Annotated in this window: 16 protein-coding genes, 1 pseudogene and 1 riboswitch; of the genes and pseudogenes, 16 read left to right on the top strand and 1 reads right to left on the bottom strand. The window is 46.8% G+C overall.

Going from position 1 to position 17,160, the window contains the following annotated elements; genetic code table 11:
• The first annotated feature begins 78 nt into the window (after positions 1–78).
• From DNHGIG_RS19225 to ypeB, 7 genes and pseudogenes are all read left to right on the top strand, one after another.
• Complete coding sequence (locus DNHGIG_RS19225) at positions 79–1,236, top strand: M20/M25/M40 family metallo-hydrolase (RefSeq protein ID WP_282201121.1); 1,158 nt, start codon at positions 79–81, stop codon at positions 1,234–1,236.
• 28 nt (positions 1,237–1,264) lie between these two features.
• A riboswitch (SAM riboswitch) is annotated at positions 1,265–1,372 on the top strand.
• A 77-nt stretch (positions 1,373–1,449) separates the two neighbouring features.
• Positions 1,450–2,610, top strand: a complete 1,161-nt coding sequence (locus DNHGIG_RS19220) for a trans-sulfuration enzyme family protein (protein ID WP_282201120.1) — start codon at positions 1,450–1,452, stop codon at positions 2,608–2,610.
• A gap of 197 nt (positions 2,611–2,807) precedes the next feature.
• A pseudogene (locus tag DNHGIG_RS19215) lies at positions 2,808–3,990 on the top strand (cation:proton antiporter).
• Positions 3,991–4,082: 92 nt separating this feature from the next.
• Positions 4,083–4,244 carry a hypothetical protein gene (locus tag DNHGIG_RS19210; protein ID WP_282201119.1) on the top strand — a complete coding sequence of 54 codons (162 nt, stop codon included), beginning with the start codon at positions 4,083–4,085 and terminating at the stop codon, positions 4,242–4,244.
• Between the two features lie 163 nt (positions 4,245–4,407).
• Positions 4,408–5,685, top strand: a complete 1,278-nt coding sequence (locus DNHGIG_RS19205) for a Glu/Leu/Phe/Val family dehydrogenase (protein ID WP_282201118.1) — start codon at positions 4,408–4,410, stop codon at positions 5,683–5,685.
• A 759-nt stretch (positions 5,686–6,444) separates the two neighbouring features.
• Entirely contained in the window at positions 6,445–7,182 is a 738-nt protein-coding gene (gene sleB, locus DNHGIG_RS19200) for a spore cortex-lytic enzyme (RefSeq protein ID WP_282201117.1), read from the top strand.
• 25 nt (positions 7,183–7,207) lie between these two features.
• Positions 7,208–8,533: a germination protein YpeB gene (gene ypeB, locus DNHGIG_RS19195; RefSeq protein ID WP_282201116.1), complete on the top strand. Its 1,326-nt coding sequence runs from the start codon at positions 7,208–7,210 to the stop codon at positions 8,531–8,533.
• A gap of 92 nt (positions 8,534–8,625) precedes the next feature.
• Here ypeB and DNHGIG_RS19190 read toward each other — a convergent pair whose 3' ends face one another.
• A complete protein-coding gene (locus tag DNHGIG_RS19190; RefSeq protein ID WP_282201115.1) occupies positions 8,626–9,336 on the bottom strand; it encodes an N-acetylmuramoyl-L-alanine amidase family protein in 711 nt (236 codons plus the stop codon).
• Positions 9,337–9,471: 135 nt separating this feature from the next.
• On the opposite strand from DNHGIG_RS19190, the gene DNHGIG_RS19185 reads away from it, so the two are divergent.
• From DNHGIG_RS19185 to der, 9 genes are all read left to right on the top strand, one after another.
• Positions 9,472–9,954, top strand: a complete 483-nt coding sequence (locus DNHGIG_RS19185; protein ID WP_282201114.1) for a hypothetical protein — start codon at positions 9,472–9,474, stop codon at positions 9,952–9,954.
• A gap of 221 nt (positions 9,955–10,175) precedes the next feature.
• Positions 10,176–10,868 (top strand): (d)CMP kinase, encoded by a 693-nt coding sequence (gene cmk / locus DNHGIG_RS19180; RefSeq protein ID WP_282201113.1) that lies wholly within the window; start codon positions 10,176–10,178, stop codon positions 10,866–10,868.
• Position 10,869: 1 nt separating this feature from the next.
• A complete protein-coding gene (locus DNHGIG_RS19175; protein WP_282201112.1) occupies positions 10,870–11,457 on the top strand; it encodes a lysophospholipid acyltransferase family protein in 588 nt (195 codons plus the stop codon).
• Between the two features lie 168 nt (positions 11,458–11,625).
• Positions 11,626–12,777, top strand: a complete 1,152-nt coding sequence (gene rpsA, locus DNHGIG_RS19170; RefSeq protein ID WP_282201111.1) for a 30S ribosomal protein S1 — start codon at positions 11,626–11,628, stop codon at positions 12,775–12,777.
• Between the two features lie 14 nt (positions 12,778–12,791).
• Positions 12,792–13,856, top strand: a complete 1,065-nt coding sequence (gene fni, locus DNHGIG_RS19165) for a type 2 isopentenyl-diphosphate Delta-isomerase (protein ID WP_282201110.1) — start codon at positions 12,792–12,794, stop codon at positions 13,854–13,856.
• A 93-nt stretch (positions 13,857–13,949) separates the two neighbouring features.
• A complete protein-coding gene (locus DNHGIG_RS19160; protein WP_282201109.1) occupies positions 13,950–14,591 on the top strand; it encodes a YphA family membrane protein in 642 nt (213 codons plus the stop codon).
• Positions 14,591–15,502, top strand: coding sequence for a YIEGIA family protein (locus DNHGIG_RS19155; RefSeq protein WP_282201108.1), 912 nt, complete (start codon positions 14,591–14,593; stop codon positions 15,500–15,502). The genes DNHGIG_RS19160 and DNHGIG_RS19155 overlap by 1 nt, the downstream gene beginning before the upstream one ends.
• 4 nt (positions 15,503–15,506) lie before the next feature.
• The gene (locus DNHGIG_RS19150; protein WP_282201107.1) at positions 15,507–15,698 is read left to right on the top strand and encodes a capping complex subunit for YIEGIA; all 192 of its coding nucleotides are present in this window, start codon (positions 15,507–15,509) and stop codon (positions 15,696–15,698) included.
• 111 nt (positions 15,699–15,809) lie between these two features.
• Positions 15,810–17,123, top strand: coding sequence for a ribosome biogenesis GTPase Der (gene der, locus DNHGIG_RS19145; protein ID WP_282201106.1), 1,314 nt, complete (start codon positions 15,810–15,812; stop codon positions 17,121–17,123).
• Positions 17,124–17,160: the final 37 nt, after the last annotated feature.

The raw sequence follows: 17,160 nt of genomic DNA, 5'->3' as shown, positions 1-17,160 counted from the left end.
GGGATATTTTGCGCGATTTCATAAACGCTATGACTGGCAAGACTTGTAGAGGAGAAGAAACGACCTGTGGAGGTGGAAATGGTTACCACAAATTGGAAAGAACACCTTTGGTTAGAGGTGGAAAACAGGGGACATGAAATCATCAGGCTTGCAGAGCAATTTCAAAATACGCCGGAGACAGGTTTTTCGGAATTTCAAACGAGCCGTATGCTCGCGGACTACTTTAAACATATCCCTAATCTAGATGTGAAATGGGGTATCGCAGTCACCGGTGTCGCTGCATCCTTATATACAGGACGCCCAGGCCCTCGCATAGCCGTTACGGCGGATCTGGATGGGCTGGAGAACGGACATTTATGCGGGCATCATATGCAAATTTCTACGATGGCGGCAACAGCCATGATTTTGGCGAACTGTGGCATCATGCATTGGGCAGGAGGAGAGGTGCGGTTTCTCGCATGTCCTGCAGAAGAATATGAGGAAAGCGAATACCGCAAAAAGCTTTTGCTAGAACGACGAATTATGGATTGGTCAGGAAAGCTGGATTTCCTGCAGAGAGGATTATTTGATGATATCGATGCGGTTATATCCGTACATCTCGCTGATGATCTCCCTGAACGACGGGTGATTGTAGGTTTTCAAACGGAGGGTTTTTGGCTTCTGCGGCTGATTTGTGAATACCAAGGTTCACGATTTCGCGCATGGTGCCAGATCCATCAACATCTGCAAGAATGGATTCGACTTGTGCAGGCGGATGGACAACGGCGTGTTGTGCTGAGCGAAAAAGGAGGGGATGGGGCGATTGAGATAGTATTGTATATTTTTGAAACTTCTTACGACGAAGTTATCCAGGAAAGGTTGATACAACAACTGAGAAACTCGATTCGACAGGTTTTTTTCCGGTTTCATATAGAAAAAGAAAACGGATATGCTCCTTTCTCCCAAGACAGTGTATTAACCGATCTTGCTTCACAGCAGATTACACGACTGCTCGGTAAAGATGCGGTCATGATTCGTCCTGTGATACAAGGAGCGACTGATCTAGGGAATGTAGCGAGACGCATCCCGACCATTCAACCGCTCATCGGCGGTACAAGAGGTCATACCCACTCCCAATCCTTTCATGTTGTGGACAAATGGATGGCTTATATTTTTCCAGTGAAGCTAATGATTGGTATGATCATAGACATTCTTTTTGGGAAATATCTCTTGACGAACAGGAAGACTGTAAAGTAAAATATAACATAAATTGAATAGATTCTGATTCTTATCCAGAGTTGGCGGAGGGACTGGCCCGATGAAGCCCGGCAACCGGCATCTTTCGATGCAGCGGTGCCAATTCCTGCAGGATTACCATCCTGAGAGATAAGAGATTCCGTTCTGGAAACCGTAGTCTTTCTCTTAGGAGAAAGACTTTTTTATTTTATGTTTGAAGGAGAGTTGATCACGATGAGAATGGACACATTATTAGCGCAAGTCGGAAATCGCAAGGATCCCGTAACGGGTGCGATCTCTTTTCCTATTCATCATTCCACGACATTTGCTCATCCCTCTTTAGGACAAAGTACCGGTTTTGATTATACGCGCACCTTAAATCCAACTCGGAAAGTTTTGGAAGAAGCGATAGCGGAACTGGAAGGTGGGTGCCGGGGATTTGCCTTCGCTTCCGGAATGGCAGCTGTTTCCTGTGTGTTCACTCTTTTTCGTCCCGGTGATCACCTGATTGTTTCCAATGACTTGTACGGAGGTACGTATCGGTTATTGGAGCAAGTATTTCGTTCATATGGATTAGAAGCCACTTATATAGATACATCGGATCTGAACGCGGTGGAGGCTTCGCTCTTGCCTTCAACAAAAGCGGTGTTTGTGGAAACCCCAACAAATCCGACAATGAAAATTACCGATTTGCAAGAACTTTGCCGTTTTGCAAAGAGGCATAATATTCTCTCGATTGTGGATAATACGTTTATGACTCCCTATTTGCAAAGACCTCTTGATTGGGGAGCAGATCTTGTCGTCCATTCAGCTACAAAGTATCTTGGAGGTCATAACGATGTCCTTGCAGGATTGGTGGTTGCCCGAGATCCGGAGTTGGCGGAACGGTTGTATTTCTTGCAAAATTCAATCGGTGCCGTTTTGGGACCTCAGGATTGTTGGCTATTGCTGCGGGGGATCAAAACACTTGCTTTGCGTATGGAACGTCATCAAGAAAATGCTTGGCGCGTGGCTCAATGGCTGTCTCAACATCCACTTGTGGAAAAAGTTTATTATCCAGGGCTCGAAACTCACCCCGGGTATGATGTACAAAAGAAACAGAGCAAGGGCTTTGGAGGAATGCTGTCATTCGATGTGGTGGATGAACGCCTTGTCGAACACATTCTTTCTGCAGTTCGACTGGTTACATTCGCCGAAAGTCTAGGTGGGGTAGAATCTCTGATCACGTATCCAGCCCGACAGACTCATTTTGACATCCCGGAAGAGATTCGCAATTCTTTAGGAGTGACGAACCGTCTATTGCGTTTCTCCGTAGGAATCGAACATCATGAAGATATCATTTCGGATCTGGATCACGCATTGACCGTCTCCGGTTCCGTTCTGGAAAGATCTTGAGCAATTGACATCTGCTTGTGAATCGGGTCGAACATATGATACATTCGGGTAGACACCGCCGAGTTTTCTCTCCAAAGTGCAAACGCCTTGCGGGGGTACCCTACGCTCGGCACACGAATTTTTCCAAGTTATAAAAAAGGAGGTATATTAATATCGAATCGGAAGCTTTGCAGATCGTTCATCAGAGTCTTTTTTTAATGATTATCGTTTTGTTGACGGGAATGCTGGCTGGAAAACTGGCCGATTCTCTTAAAATTCCTGATGTTGCTATCTTTCTGCTAGCGGGCATCATCATCGGTCCTTTTTTCCACTTGGTTCATGTACCGGTCGGATCGACGTTCAATCAATTTGTCATCGTCCTTGTAGCCACCCTGATTCTTTTTGATGGGGGACGCGGCATTAGCTTTCGTGTATTAAAACAGGTGTGGCCCACCATTTTGTTTTTATCGGTTCCCGGCGTATTGATTACGGCTGCCGTGACGGCACTTGCCGCCTATAAGTTCCTGCATCTGCCTATGATCTATGCATGGCTGCTGACAGCCATCGACGGATCCAGCGACACTCATACCTGTTTTCAAACAGGTACATATTGATGAACGAGTAAGACAAACGGTGGAAAGCGAGAGTGCCTTTAATGACGCAACAGGTTCGATCCTGACTTTTACGATCCTAGGGATCGTGCTTGGGACTTCAACGTGGTCGATTACCGCAAGTGCTTTTTCATTTATCAAAATGGCAGGCGGTGGGATCGGTATCGGCTTGCTTACGGGTTGGATGACTGCGGTCTTGATTTCCGAACGATACGGATTTCTTCGTGACTATCCGGCGATCGCGTATATCACCGCGGCGATTGGTTCATATTTCACTGCTGATCAACTCGGTTTTTCCGGTTTTATGGCTACATTCACGTCAGGTGTCCTGCTGGGCAATCATGAAGCTTTGGGATTACGGCAAAGCGACGAGAAGTTGTCGGCTGTCGTTCACGTATTCGATGGTATCACCCTGATGATGCGCATGTTGATTTTTGTTCTGTTAGGTACGCAAGTCAATCTGGGAGCGCTGAAAACGTATTGGCTGCCAGGACTCGGGATTGTCGCAGTGTTTATGTTGATCGCGAGGCCGCTGACCGTACTCGCATGTACGCTCCCGGACCGTAAGGCAAAGTGGAGATGGAATGAAATCCTTTTTATGTTTTGGATACGAGAAACGGGAGTCATTCCTGCCGCACTCGTTGGGCTGATCGCAGGAATGGGAGTCGCACATATGGAAGCGATCGCTTCTGTCACTTTTATGGCGATTTTGATCACCATTGTCTTGCAAGCAGGCACCACTGCATGGGTGGCAGGAAAATTGGGATTGATCATCGGGGAGAGACGATGATCGCAATTTGCATGAATGAACTGCCGACGGGAAAAATGATCCTAGACAATACAATAGACGTGCACGACGACGAGCCATAGGAGGAGACCGTCATGGCAGATGAAAAGAATAGGAAACAGATATTTCACGAAGAAGCGGACAAAGATAATCCGGACGATTTGGAAGCGGTACCTGTTGGCAAAGCGAAAGGTGACGAAGAAACCTTGATTGTGTATGACAATCCGGATGACGTTGATGCGGATATTGGAGGATAACGTTAAAAAAGGTACATAGGGCTACACAAGGTCTTTATTTCAGCCTAATTGTTCAGCGATCGAAAAAGGAAAGTATTGTTTCATCTTTTCAAGATGACGAATGAGGTATATACTGTAGGCGAAATACTCCTTGTACTTACATAAAGGTGGTCGAATAAATAACATGAGTGCTCAGAATACGACTCAAGAAACAAAACAAGCGGAAAACCTGAATGTGTTGACACAGACACAGATGGTTATCAAAGAAGCGTTGAATAAACTTGGCTTCAGCCAAGAGATGTATGAGTTGTTAAAAGAACCGCTTCGTTTTATCACTGTTCGCATTCCCGTGAGAATGGATGACGGGAGCATCAAAGTATTTACGGGTTACCGCGCACAGCATAACGATGCGGTTGGCCCCACCAAAGGTGGAATTCGCTTTCATCCGGATGTAACAGAAGACGAAGTGAAAGCGCTCTCGCTCTGGATGACTTTAAAATGCGGGATCGCGAACTTGCCATATGGCGGTGGTAAAGGTGGAATCATTTGCGAACCCCGCGAAATGTCATTCCGCGAGCTTGAACGATTGAGCCGCGGCTATGTTCGTGCAATCTCTCAAGTGGTCGGTCCGTCGAAAGACATCCCGGCGCCTGATGTATACACAAACTCTCAAATCATGGCGTGGATGATGGATGAATATAGCCGTATCCGCGAACACGACTCTCCAGGTTTCATTACAGGTAAACCATTGGTTCTCGGCGGTTCTCTCGGACGGGATTCCGCAACTGCGCGCGGTGTGACGATCGCGATTCAGGAAGCTGCTAAAGTAAAAGGAATCGAATTGAAAGGAGCGCGCGTTGTCGTACAGGGATTCGGCAATGCGGGTGGTTACTTGGCGAAATTCATGCATGACGCCGGTGCCAAGGTGATCGGTATCTCCGATGCATATGGTGCATTGTATGATCCGAATGGGCTCGATATTGATTATTTGTTGGATCGCCGTGACTCTTTCGGTACTGTGACCAAACTGTTTAAAAACACGATCACAAACGAAGAATTGTTGGAGTTGGATTGCGATATTCTCGTACCTGCTGCCATCGAAAACCAAATCACCAGCCGAAATGCTCATAACATCCGCGCAAAAATCGTCGTCGAAGCAGCAAACGGCCCGACCACGATCGAAGCGACCAAAATCCTTACGGAACGCGGCATTTTGCTTGTTCCTGACGTGCTGGGTAACGCCGGCGGTGTGATCGTATCTTATTTTGAATGGGTACAAAATAACCAAGGACTGTACTGGACGGAGGAAGAGGTTGACCGCCGACTTCAGGATATTCTCGTCCGCGCTTTCCATACGGTATATGAAACGGCGAAAGCAAGAAAAGTTGATATGCGTTTGGCTGCTTATATGGTGGGGATCCGCCGTACAGCTGAAGCGTGCCAACTGCGCGGTTGGATATAAGCAAAAAATTCGAGGCCTGACATTCACTGTCAGGTCTTTTTTGTATTGAGATCAGTACAAGATTGTATGTATAGTCGAACAGGACGCGAGACGATACTGTTGATGATCAGATGGAATGCTTTCGGACGAAAAAGAGGGATCAACCACCGAGCTACAAGTTTTTACAAAGTCACATTCATACCGTAAACGGCACCAGCAGAAGAGTGAATAGTGTCTTTGGATGGGCGTAATGCTTTGCGTGAGACCGCGACTTTGGAGGTCGTCTCGCTTTCTTTCGGACGTAAAGGGTATATGCATTGCGCGTAATAGCGACTTTGAAGGCCGTCTCGTAACATTTGATTATGATTCCATGCGAGACGACCTTCACGGAGCATAAGCGCAATGCATATACCCGCTGAAACGACCTCCACGGAGCGCGAACGCAAAGCATTACGCCCGCCAAACTACACATTTTCAATGGAGGAAGGAGTGTGATCATTCATGCCGAAAGACCGTATCAAAGTGCATATCCGATGCAGACTGTGTGGTGAAAGCTACATATTGCGAGGCACGCGAAACGTTAAAGGACATATCGATACAGGATTCAAACGCTGCTTATGCGACAATGAACGGGATTTTGAAATCGAGACACTAAACTAATGATTTTGGCGGGAGACTTTGTCTTCCGCTTTTTCTATTCCTCCGTTTCGGCATAATTCCTTTCGTGATTTGCAAATCTAAAGAAAGGAAGTCAAGCCATTCTCATTTGGAGGGGGAAAAATGAAACTGAAATGGGGTTTGTTCATCGCGTCTATGAGTATCCTCGTATCATTTATCACCGTAAGGGCTCCAGTCGCTGAATTAAAAGACCCTTCCTCGCCCGCGTTTACGAATCGTAACCTGGTGAGAGGAAGCACCGGTGGTGATGTTTACGAATTGCAAGGCCGTCTAAAGCATTTAGGGTATTATCATGGTCCGATCGACGGAATCTTTGGCTGGAGAACGTACTGGGCGGTGCGGAACTTTCAATACCGCTTCGGAATTCGCGCGGATGGGATCGTTGGGCAGCAAACAAAAGAAAAACTGTATCGGGCGACGCGCAATTATCGCGCAACCAGATCTCACAAGGGATCGATCATGCACTATTCACCACGCGGCAGAATCACTAACAACGATATCATGTTACTAGCGAGAGCCGTCAATGGAGAAGCCAGAGGAGAGCCGTTCATCGGGCAAGTTGCCGTGGCTGCAACCATCTTGAACCGCCTTGAGGATCCCCGTTTTCCCAAAACGATTCCGGGAATTATTTATCAACCAGGTGCATTTACGGCAGTCTCAGATGGGCAAATTTGGTTGTCTCCCAATAGTACAGCTTACAAAGCCGTTCTGGATGCGTTAAACGGTTGGGATCCGTCAGACGGTGCCGTTTACTATTTCAATCCGGCGACAGCGTCTTCCAAATGGATATGGTCACGCCCGCAAATCAAGCAGATTGGCAAACACATTTTCTGTCGTTAGTCGTTTATAAAGGAGGTAGGATCAAATGGTGAGTAAAGTGTTGTCAGGCGTCTTGTTTATTGCGCTTGTGATCACTGGTTTTTGGGGTTACCGTGAGCACCAACAGAAACAAGCGCTCTTATTGAAAGCGGAAAACCAGTACCAGCGGGCTTTTCATGATCTGTCCTCACATATGGATCTTTTACAAGATGAATTGGGTAAATCATTAGCGATCAATTCGGCGAGACAATTATCCCCTTGTTTATCGAACGTGTGGAGATTGGCGTACTCGGCACAGGCGGATGTGGGTCAACTCCCGTTAACATTGATGCCCTTCAACCGTACACAGGAATTTCTGCAAGATCTCGGGAATTTTACATATCACATTGCCATACGGGATACACAAAAACAACCGCTCAATGAACAGGAAAGGAAAACATTACATCAATTGTATAAAGAGTCGAACGATGTGGAACAGAATTTGAGAAAACTGCAGACGGCTGTGATCGAGAAGAATCTTCGTTGGATGGATGCGGAAATCGCTCTCTCCGAGCAGAATAAGAAAACAGATAATCAAATCGTCGATGGATTTCGCATGATTGATAAAAGAGTTTCGCAATATCCGGAACTGCAGTCTCCGACTGTCACGGATCTGAAATCGCGTAACCGACCGAATATCCAAAACGTATCTGGGAATAACGTCACACCGGAGCAGGCGGCAAAACAGGTGGCCAACTTCTTCGGAATGAGTGATACCAAACCGATTCAAGTGATGCCAAATGGGCAAGGCACGTCGTATCCTTCATATTCTGTGACTGTTGATAAGTCGAAGGGTGGAAAAATCTTCTTGGGTCAAACGGTCAAAGGCGGCCATGTCGTGTGGATGGTGGATCAACGGGAGGTAGGAGAAGCGAGGTTGGATCTCGTGCAAGCACAGGAAAAAGCAGAAGCTTGGCTCGCCAATCACGGATTCAAAAATTTGACACTAACAAAAACGAATCAATTTGATAATGTAGGGATCTACACGTTCGCATATCAGCAAGGCAATGTGACCGTGTACCCGGACACGATCACTGTAAAAGTGGCTTTGGATAATGGAGATGTGGTAGGCTTCAATGATCAGGATTGGTTATTTCATCATAGACAAAGGATGGATGTAACACCGAAGTTGACAGCCGAGCAGGCGAGAAAATTCGTCTCTCCAACTATGCGAGTGGCAGAACGGCGCTTGGCAATTGTACAGAATGATTTGGGCAAAGAAAAGTTGGTATGGGAATTTTTAGGTACTCTAGATAACAACACGTACAAAGTCTTCATCGATGCGAACACGGGTGAGGAACAAGGGGTAGAGAAGTTGAAGACTGTTTCGTAAGAAGAGGTAGCCTGTGGTGACTGGTGGCCGGATGGAATCACGAAACCGTCACGGCCACCAAGGAAACCACGTGTTTCATCTTTGTGAATGTTTTATTTTCCTTTTACAAATTCTTCGATACCAGAGGCGATCGCTTGTGCGAGTTGTTCTTGGTATTCGGGATTTGTCAATTTTTGACGCTCAACCGCAATATTGAGATAACCGATCTCAACGATGACAGCTGGCATATTCAAATTTCGCAATAAGTAGTACGTTTCCGGTTTTGCTGAGCGTTTTGACATCCCAGGTATTCGGTGAAGAGAGTCTTGTATTGCTTCCCCAAGTTGTTGTGCTCCGTCAACCTGGTTGTAAAATACTTCGGCTCCCCCGCGTGTGGCGAGCGTGGAATTGTTGACATGAATGGAGACAAAGATTTGTGCGCGGGTTTGCGTGGCTATCTCGATTCGTTTATTAAGATCTCCCCTTTTCGCTATTTTTCCTTGTTGGCCTTTCTCCGCAAAATCGGTATCCGTATCGCGTGTCAACGCACACTGCATCCCTCGCTGTTCAAGGGCGGTTTTCAGTTTCTTGGCAACTGTCAGAGTCAGATCTTTTTCCAAGACTTTTCCCGCTTTCACTCCGGGGTCATATCCACCGTGACCTGCATCCACTAATACGATCGTTTCTGCAGTATGGGTAGTTGTTCGAAGAATTCCTGAGCCAGAAAAAAAGGAAATCGTACAGATAAAGACGATGAGTAATATGCCTGGAATGATAAAACGTGAAAACGAAATACGAACGCTTTTAATCAGGATCCGTGCCATGATGATACTCCTCGTCTCATGTTTTGCTATATATCTATGTCATGGGCTGTCCGTTCATTCGCATGCATATCTGTTATCGATTCGCATCAACCGAATTGTACGAACATAGACATGTACCAGATGGGGGTGTACGTGATGCGGAAAAACGTGAGAAAAGAATCCATGTCTCATCTGATGGGAACGAATCGTTTTGACAGGCTGATGCTACGTCTGATTCTTCTGGGCATGGGTTCGATCCTTATGATTCAGTTTTTTTTGGCCATTCCTTCCACACGTTCCCATCTCATGAGCAAAGTGCCGGCGGTCGATAGTGTTTCAAAGGAGGGTCGTGTGCAAGCCGACGGAGGGGACCTGACCATACGCGTTCTTTCATCCGATCTGCCGCAGAATGCATGGGTTTTCGTTGACGGAAAAGAGGTCGCGCAATTTTCGGATCGAGCGGTTTCGGTTCATGTGAAGGATCAAAGCCAGATCTCATTGCGCGTGAACGGTCCGGGAATCTATCGTTTCATCATAGAAAACGACGATCCTTCGATCGCTTTTCCTCCGTCCGGTTATGAAGTGGAGGTTCCCGGCGATCAAGTGACAAAACTTTGGCCTGTAGAATTGATTCCGTGAAGTATGCTTGCACCCTCATTTTCCTTGTGGTAGTATGGGATTAAACCTTACTGCTCCAATATTTGGGCTTCGTCGGAGTGACAACTGCACACCGTTTGCTTAATCTCGTCCTGACATACGGATGTCGTGTTAAGTAAATAGTTGTCATTCAAAAGCGGGCGTTGCCTGCTTTTTGTTTTAAACGTGTTCAAAAAGAAGATCTCGGGGGGCATTGTATTTTCATGAAACGATTGCGTGTGGCCATAGATGGGCCGGCTGGGGCTGGAAAGAGTACTGTGGCCAAACGAGTCGCCCAGAGACTCGGTATTCTTTACGTGGATACAGGGGCGATGTACCGCGCTTTAACTCTGAAAGTCATTCGAAATCATATTGATTTTTCTGATCGAGATATGGTGACTGATTTGGCTGAACGTACGCAGATTCTTTTGCAAAACAGTCCTTCGGGGCAACTCGTGATTCTTGATGGGGAAGATGTAACCGAAGAGATTCGTACGCCTTCAGTTACAAGAGCTGTATCGGTCATTTCTGCAATTCCGGGTGTTCGCAAACATATGGTCGTGAAACAAAGGGCTCTGGCCAGCCGACAGGGTGTCGTGATGGACGGAAGGGATATTGGTACATATGTTTTGCCCGACGCCGATGTGAAGATTTTTTTAACCGCGTCCCTACGCACGCGAGCAGAACGACGTTTTCAGGATATGTTAGAGAAAGGATATTTGGTCACATTAGAAGAAATAGAAGAAGAGATACGCAAGCGTGATGAATTGGATAGTAAGCGTGATATCGCACCGCTTGAGCAGGCTAGCGATGCCGTGTTGATCGATTCCACTGGACTCTCGATCGGACAAGTGGTTGAGCGAATCTTGGGTATTTGCCTCAACTATCTAGGCACAGATCGAAAAGGGGCTGAGTAGGATGTTGTATGTCGCTTTCCGCAGCCTTTTCCGCTTGCTGTTCAAAGTTGTGTACCGTTGGCGTATCGAAGGTCGAGAAAATGTCCCGACGAGCGGAGCGGTGGTTGTTTGTTCCAATCATATATCGTTGCTTGATCCCCCTTTGCTGGGAGCGTCCTTGGAGCGTCAAGTCTTCTTTATGGCGAAAGAAGAATTGTTTCGTATTCCCGTCATCTCATTTTTGATTCGTCGTTTTGGCGCTTTTCCGGTAAAAAGAGGGGCAGGTGATCGCGCCGCCTTGCGCACGGCTCTCTCCATTTTGCAGCGCGGCGATGTGCTTGGCATCTTTCCCGAGGGAACGAGAAGCAAGACGGGACGGTTGGGCAAACCGCAATCCGGTGTCTCATTATTGGCGATAAAAGGGAATGCGGTGGTTGTACCTGCTGCCATCATCGGTCCCTTTCGGATGTTCCGACCGATTCGAATCGTCTTTGGGAAACCGATCGACTTGAGCCAATACCGGGATCAGAAATTGACTTCCGCTTTCCTTGATGAAGTGAGTTTAAAAATCATGGATGAAATCCGCGCATTGATGGAAACAAGAGATTGATCATTCAGGAACGTTTTGCATATCATGTCGAGGTTAGTAAGCATACTATAAGTGCATTTCTTTAACAAGGATCATGTCGTTCGACAAAGTGGCAATGCTTCGCACTGATCGTCGGACTGCAAATATATTCTTTCAAGGATGGATGAAAGAAAAAGGAGGTTCCCGTTCATGTCGGAGGAAATGAATCAAATAACAGATGTTCTGACATTAAGAAAAGGTGATGTTGTAAAAGGTCGTGTAACAAAAGTTGAAGATGGTCAAGCGATCGTCAATGTCGGTTATAAGTTTGACGGTGTCATTCCAATCGGTGAACTTTCACCGCTCCGTATAGAACATGTATCCGATGTGCTGGCAGAAGGAGATGAAGTGGAAGTCAAGGTTTTGCGCATCAACGATGAGGAAGGGAAACTGATTCTTTCCAAAAAGGCTGTCGATGCTGAGAAAGCGTGGGAGCGTTTGCAACGTTCGTATGAAGAAGGAGAAGTTCTGGAAGTTAAAGTGGCGGATATCGTCAAAGGCGGGCTTGTAGCCGATTTGGGTGTGCGCGCATTCATTCCTGCGTCCTTGGTAGAACAGCATTTTGTTGAAGACTTTTCCGATTATAAGGGACGCACATTGCGTGTTAAGATCGTTGAATTCGACCGGGAAAACAATAAGGTCATTCTTTCGGCGAAAGCGGTTCTTGATGAAGAGATGGAGCGCAAGAAACAGGAATTGCTACACTCTCTCCAGCCCGGGCAAATCATCGAAGGAACCGTTCAACGACTCACGAATTTCGGGGTATTCGTCGATATCGGCGGTGTTGACGGATTGGTTCATATCTCGGAACTGGCATGGCATCGTGTAGAGGATCCTACTGAAGTTGTCCAAGTAGGAGATCGTGTAAATGTAAAAGTCTTGAAAGTTGATCCTGAAAAGGGACGAATTTCATTGTCCATCAAAGAAGCGCAACCCGGTCCTTGGGCGGGCGTCGAAGAGAAATTCAAACCGGGGGATGTTGTCACCGGAACGGTCAAACGTCTGGTTTCTTTCGGAGCTTTTGTCGAGCTCCTGCCTGGAATTGAAGGACTCGTTCATATTTCGCAGATCGCGAACCGTCATATTGCCACACCGCACGATGTATTAGAAGTTGGTCAACAAGTGAAAGTGAAAATTCTCGATGTAAGCGAGGAAAAGCAACGCATTTCCTTGTCGATCCGCCAAGCGGAACATGAGAAAAATCGTCGTGACGTGAAAGAGTATGTGGAAAAAACACACGCACACGGAACGGGTGTAACCATTGGTGATGTCTTCGGTGATCTGTTTAAAAGAAATCAGTAAAGCGAGGGATAGATTTGTCACGCGAGACTCGTAAACTCGAACATATTCGGCTCGCGCTGGCTCAAAGGACTCATGAATGCGGAGGATTTGAAGATATCCGCTTTGTACATCAATCCCTGCCTGAGAGTGATCTTTCCGAAACGGCTTTGGAAACTCGAATCGGCGAACTGACTTTCAGTTCGCCGATTCTTATCAATGCGATGACGGGCGGCGCAGACAAAACGAAAGAGATCAACAGGAAGTTGGCGATCGCTGCTGCCGAAACTGGTGTAGCGATGGCTGTCGGTTCCCAACGTGCTGCCATAGTTGATCCTGCGCTCATACATACCTATTCGGTCGTTCGCGAAGTGAATCCACAGGGGATTATTGCGGCAAATCTCGGTGCGGACGCAAGTGTCGAAGATGCGATTCGAGCGGTTGAGATGATTCAAGCGGATCTGTTACAGTTGCATGTAAATGTGCCGCAAGAACTCATTATGCCGGAAGGAGATCGATCATTTCGCGGTATACGGAAACGGATCGCGGAAATTGTCAAGTACTCCCCCGTTCCCGTGATTGTAAAAGAAGTCGGTTTCGGAATGTCGTATGAGACCTACAAAGAACTCATCGATATCGGTGTTCGCATCATTGACGTGGGGGGACGCGGCGGAACGAATTTTATCCGTATTGAAAATGAGCGCCGTAAGCACAGGCGGTTTGTCTCTATTGAAACATGGGGACAGTCCGCCGCGATCTCATTACTGGAGGCTGGGCCTTTTCTCGATCGTGTTGACGTGATTGCTTCCGGGGGCATACGCAATGCATTGGATGTCGCCAAATCACTATCTTTGGGGGCATCAGTCGTCGGGATCGCCGGTTCCTTTTTGCGTATCTTGCAGGAGGAAGGACTAGAAGCCCTCATCGATGAGATCACTCATTTACATGAAGAATTGCGTGTGATCATGACGATATTGGGATGCAATACGATTTCGGAACTGCGTGACGTCCCTCTCGTAATCACAGGTTTTACGGCTGATTGGTGTCATGCGCGTACAATTGATATACAGAGGTATGCGACACGGTGTCGCAAAGACCGCTGATGATGAGTTCAGCGGTCTTTTTTACTTTCTTGGAAATGTATAACCGCTATTACACTCGGTAAAACTGTTGATTGATAGATAAGGAGGGATTCCATGAATCCGGGTGTAATAGCCACCGTACTCGCTATCGTCGGTGTGATTTTGCTCCTAACCGATTGGGGGAAGAGCCTGTGCGGTGAGATCGGCATCTCGCCAAAAGCGTTTGGGATCCTATTGCTCGCTTTTCTATTTGCAACAACGAAGGATGTGGATACTAGGTTTGGATCGTTCAATCTGGGCGGTATGCTTTTTCTCTTGTTTGTAACAACAGTTTCAATGTATAAGTCAAAACGGTTGACACATTCCATTTATATTCTTTCTTGTGTATGTACGGTCGCATCGGTGGAACTGATTCTCATGACGCTGGTCCCTTATGACCCGGCCATGTTTTTAGTGGATGGGAAAATCCTTTATCCATTTGTTGCGTGTTTGATTTCAGTCATCTTTATGCGATCACAATTGGCTGCTGTCACAGGAGGGGTTGCTGGTATTTTTACCGCTTCTCTCCTTTATCCGGTCATTCATTTTCAAATGTCAGCGATGCAAATCGTGTGGGCGGACGGGGATACACGCGATCTTATGGCATCTGCAGCATTGGGGAGTGTTTTGTTGCACTATTTCTTACGCACCGCTTTTCAATTCGTTCGCACACGCATCATGAACAGCAAAGAGTCATACGAGAGGGGAACATCATGATGCAAATCGATCAATATACACGCATGATCATCGTTGGTACGATCTTGGGGGTTTTCTCGCGGTTATACATGCTTCGGACAGACTATCGTTATTATCCTACATATCCTCATGGACGTGTCATTCATATCGCTTTAGGTGTAATCGCATCCGGGTTGGGGGCAGTGGCTGTCCCTTCTTTGCTGAAAAAAGATTATACGGCCATCACATTCCTGACATTAGCCGCTTCACAATTTCGTGAAGTACGTAACATGGAACGGCAGATGTTATCCAATGTCGATCAGATGGAATTAGTTCCGAGGGGAGTCACCTACATCGAAGGGATTGCGATGGTCTTTGAAGGGCGCAATTATCTCGTTATCTTCACTTCCTTTCTTTCTTCTCTCTTTACTTATCTCTTGCATTGGTGGGGAGGAATTCTTGCCGGTGTGATCACCATTTTTGTTTTAAGCCGTTATATGAGCGGAAAAACGGTACAAGATTTTGCGAAAGTCCGAGAAGGAAAGTTGTATTTCAAGGGTCCTTATTTGATGGTGGATGATATCGTCATCATGAACATCGGATTGAAGGATACCCGTGAAAGGATTCTTAAACATGGAATAGGGATTGTGGTCGAACCCAATAACCCGAATGGGCGCACATCGTTCGCACATCTCGGGCAAAGGCAATCGATATTGCACGATGTCTCCACGATTCTCGGAGTCTACCGGGACAGCGGTGAACCCTCCCTGGTTCCCTTGGCAAAACGAGACTTGGAAACGGGGAATGTCGGTTTCTTTCTCCTTCCATTGGACAAAGATCCAAAGAAGGCCATTGAAATTATCAAAAAATCCCCGATGCTCGAGAGCTCTCTGCGTAAGCCTTTGCAGGCGGATGTAAAACCGGATCGCCACATGGATCCTGCCGGGAGGTAATGTTATGGCGAATACGCTTGAAAATTTTATCCTCGCAGTGATTACGACAGACCGGGAAAGTGTAGGCGGCAGCGGTCCTATTTTTTTTGCGAAAGATGAAGAAGAGCTACAAAAAACAGCTTTCAATCTTGAAAAAATAATGGATGCGATGGCGCATGAAGTCAAACCTGGTACAATCATACTCGTGAGACACTGACGGGCCATGTAAGTTATAGCACAAGTGGATGCAAGAAGACCGAGGTTGACTGACTCCAAAGCACATAGGATAATATCTAATTGAATAAAAGAAAGGCAGGGATCTTTTACAATGCCCAAACCTGTGGTAGCCATCGTTGGCAGACCGAATGTGGGAAAGTCCACATTATTTAATCGACTCGCAGGGGAACGAATTGCAATCGTCGAAGATAAACCCGGAATCACCCGGGATCGTATTTATTCGAAAGCGCAGTGGTTGGATCGGAATTTCCATATCATTGATACGGGTGGAATCGAAGTCGGGGACGAAGATGAAATCCTAATGCGTATTCGTGAGCAAGCTGAATTGGCGATCGATGAAGCGCATGTGATTATCTTTCTGGTGGACGGACTCACAGGGCTCACACCGGCCGATCAAGAAGTGGCAGAAATCTTGCGCCGCTCCAAAAAGCCGGTAATACTCGCTGTGAATAAGTTGGACGACCCCAGTAAGCTACATAATCGTTTCGATTTTTATGAGCTTGGATTCGGTGAACCGATTCCCATTTCTGCGGGACATGGGACCGGGCTGGGGGATCTGCTCGATGAGGTCATTAAGCACTTTCCGGAAGATGATGAGGAAGAATACGATGAAGATGTGATCCGGGTGGCTCTGATCGGGCGCCCCAATGTGGGAAAATCATCTCTCGTGAATGCGATCCTCGGTGAAAATCGCGTCATGGTATCACCGATCGCCGGTACCACACGAGATGCAGTCGATACACTTTTCTACAAAGATGGTCAGGATTTCGTGTTGATCGATACGGCGGGTATGAGAAAGCGCGGAAAGGTATATGAGACGACCGAACGATATTCAGTCATGCGTGCGATGCGTGCGATCGAACGGTGTGATGTCGCCGTTCTCGTTATCAATGGCGAAGAAGGGATTATCGAACAGGATAAACGCATCGTGGGCTATGCCTTGGAAGAAGGAAAAGCGATCATTATCGTGGTAAACAAGTGGGATCTCGTCGAGAAGGATGACAAGACGGCGAGAAATTTTGAAAAATTAATCCGAAAAGAATTTCCATTTATGCCGTGGGCTCCCATTTTATTTGTGTCGGCAAAAACGAGACAGCGCGTTCACAAAATATTAGATTTGGTTGTTGCGGTTGCCGAGCAACACGCGATGCGTATTCCGACGTCTACAGTCAATTCCGTCATTGAAGACGCGGTGGTCATGACACCTCCTCCTACCGATAAAGGTCGCAAGTTACGGATCTACTATGCGACTCAAGTGTCCGTCAAGCCACCGACGTTTGCCGTTTTTGTCAACGACCCGGAACTTAGTCATTTTTCGTATGAACGTTATTTAGAGAACAAACTGCGTGACGCGTTCGGTTTTGAAGGGACACCGATTCGTCTGTACATCCGTCAAAAGACATAAAAGTGCGAGTACGAAGAGAGAACGATTCCCTTTCTAT

The sequence above is a fragment of the Collibacillus ludicampi genome, from assembly GCF_023705585.1.
Taxonomy (GTDB): Bacteria; Bacillota; Bacilli; order Tumebacillales; family BOQE01; genus Collibacillus; species Collibacillus ludicampi.
This window is presented reverse-complemented; position numbering and strand designations above follow the sequence as displayed.

What these genes read in the sequence shown, in the direction of transcription:
- DNHGIG_RS19220 (WP_282201120.1), top strand. Translation starts at nt 1,450, where the DNA reads ATGAGAATGGACACATTATTAGCGCAAGTCGGAAATCGCAAGGATCCC.
- cmk (WP_282201113.1), top strand. Translation starts at nt 10,176, where the DNA reads ATGAAACGATTGCGTGTGGCCATAGATGGGCCGGCTGGGGCTGGAAAG.
- DNHGIG_RS19210 (WP_282201119.1), top strand. Translation starts at nt 4,083, where the DNA reads ATGGCAGATGAAAAGAATAGGAAACAGATATTTCACGAAGAAGCGGAC.
- ypeB (WP_282201116.1), top strand. Translation starts at nt 7,208, where the DNA reads ATGGTGAGTAAAGTGTTGTCAGGCGTCTTGTTTATTGCGCTTGTGATC.
- DNHGIG_RS19160 (WP_282201109.1), top strand. Translation starts at nt 13,950, where the DNA reads ATGAATCCGGGTGTAATAGCCACCGTACTCGCTATCGTCGGTGTGATT.
- DNHGIG_RS19205 (WP_282201118.1), top strand. Translation starts at nt 4,408, where the DNA reads ATGAGTGCTCAGAATACGACTCAAGAAACAAAACAAGCGGAAAACCTG.
- rpsA (WP_282201111.1), top strand. Translation starts at nt 11,626, where the DNA reads ATGTCGGAGGAAATGAATCAAATAACAGATGTTCTGACATTAAGAAAA.
- DNHGIG_RS19225 (WP_282201121.1), top strand. Translation starts at nt 79, where the DNA reads ATGGTTACCACAAATTGGAAAGAACACCTTTGGTTAGAGGTGGAAAAC.
- DNHGIG_RS19190 (WP_282201115.1), bottom strand. Translation starts at nt 9,336, where the DNA reads ATGGCACGGATCCTGATTAAAAGCGTTCGTATTTCGTTTTCACGTTTT.
- DNHGIG_RS19155 (WP_282201108.1), top strand. Translation starts at nt 14,591, where the DNA reads ATGCAAATCGATCAATATACACGCATGATCATCGTTGGTACGATCTTG.
- DNHGIG_RS19150 (WP_282201107.1), top strand. Translation starts at nt 15,507, where the DNA reads ATGGCGAATACGCTTGAAAATTTTATCCTCGCAGTGATTACGACAGAC.
- DNHGIG_RS19175 (WP_282201112.1), top strand. Translation starts at nt 10,870, where the DNA reads ATGTTGTATGTCGCTTTCCGCAGCCTTTTCCGCTTGCTGTTCAAAGTT.
- der (WP_282201106.1), top strand. Translation starts at nt 15,810, where the DNA reads ATGCCCAAACCTGTGGTAGCCATCGTTGGCAGACCGAATGTGGGAAAG.
- DNHGIG_RS19185 (WP_282201114.1), top strand. Translation starts at nt 9,472, where the DNA reads ATGCGGAAAAACGTGAGAAAAGAATCCATGTCTCATCTGATGGGAACG.
- sleB (WP_282201117.1), top strand. Translation starts at nt 6,445, where the DNA reads ATGAAACTGAAATGGGGTTTGTTCATCGCGTCTATGAGTATCCTCGTA.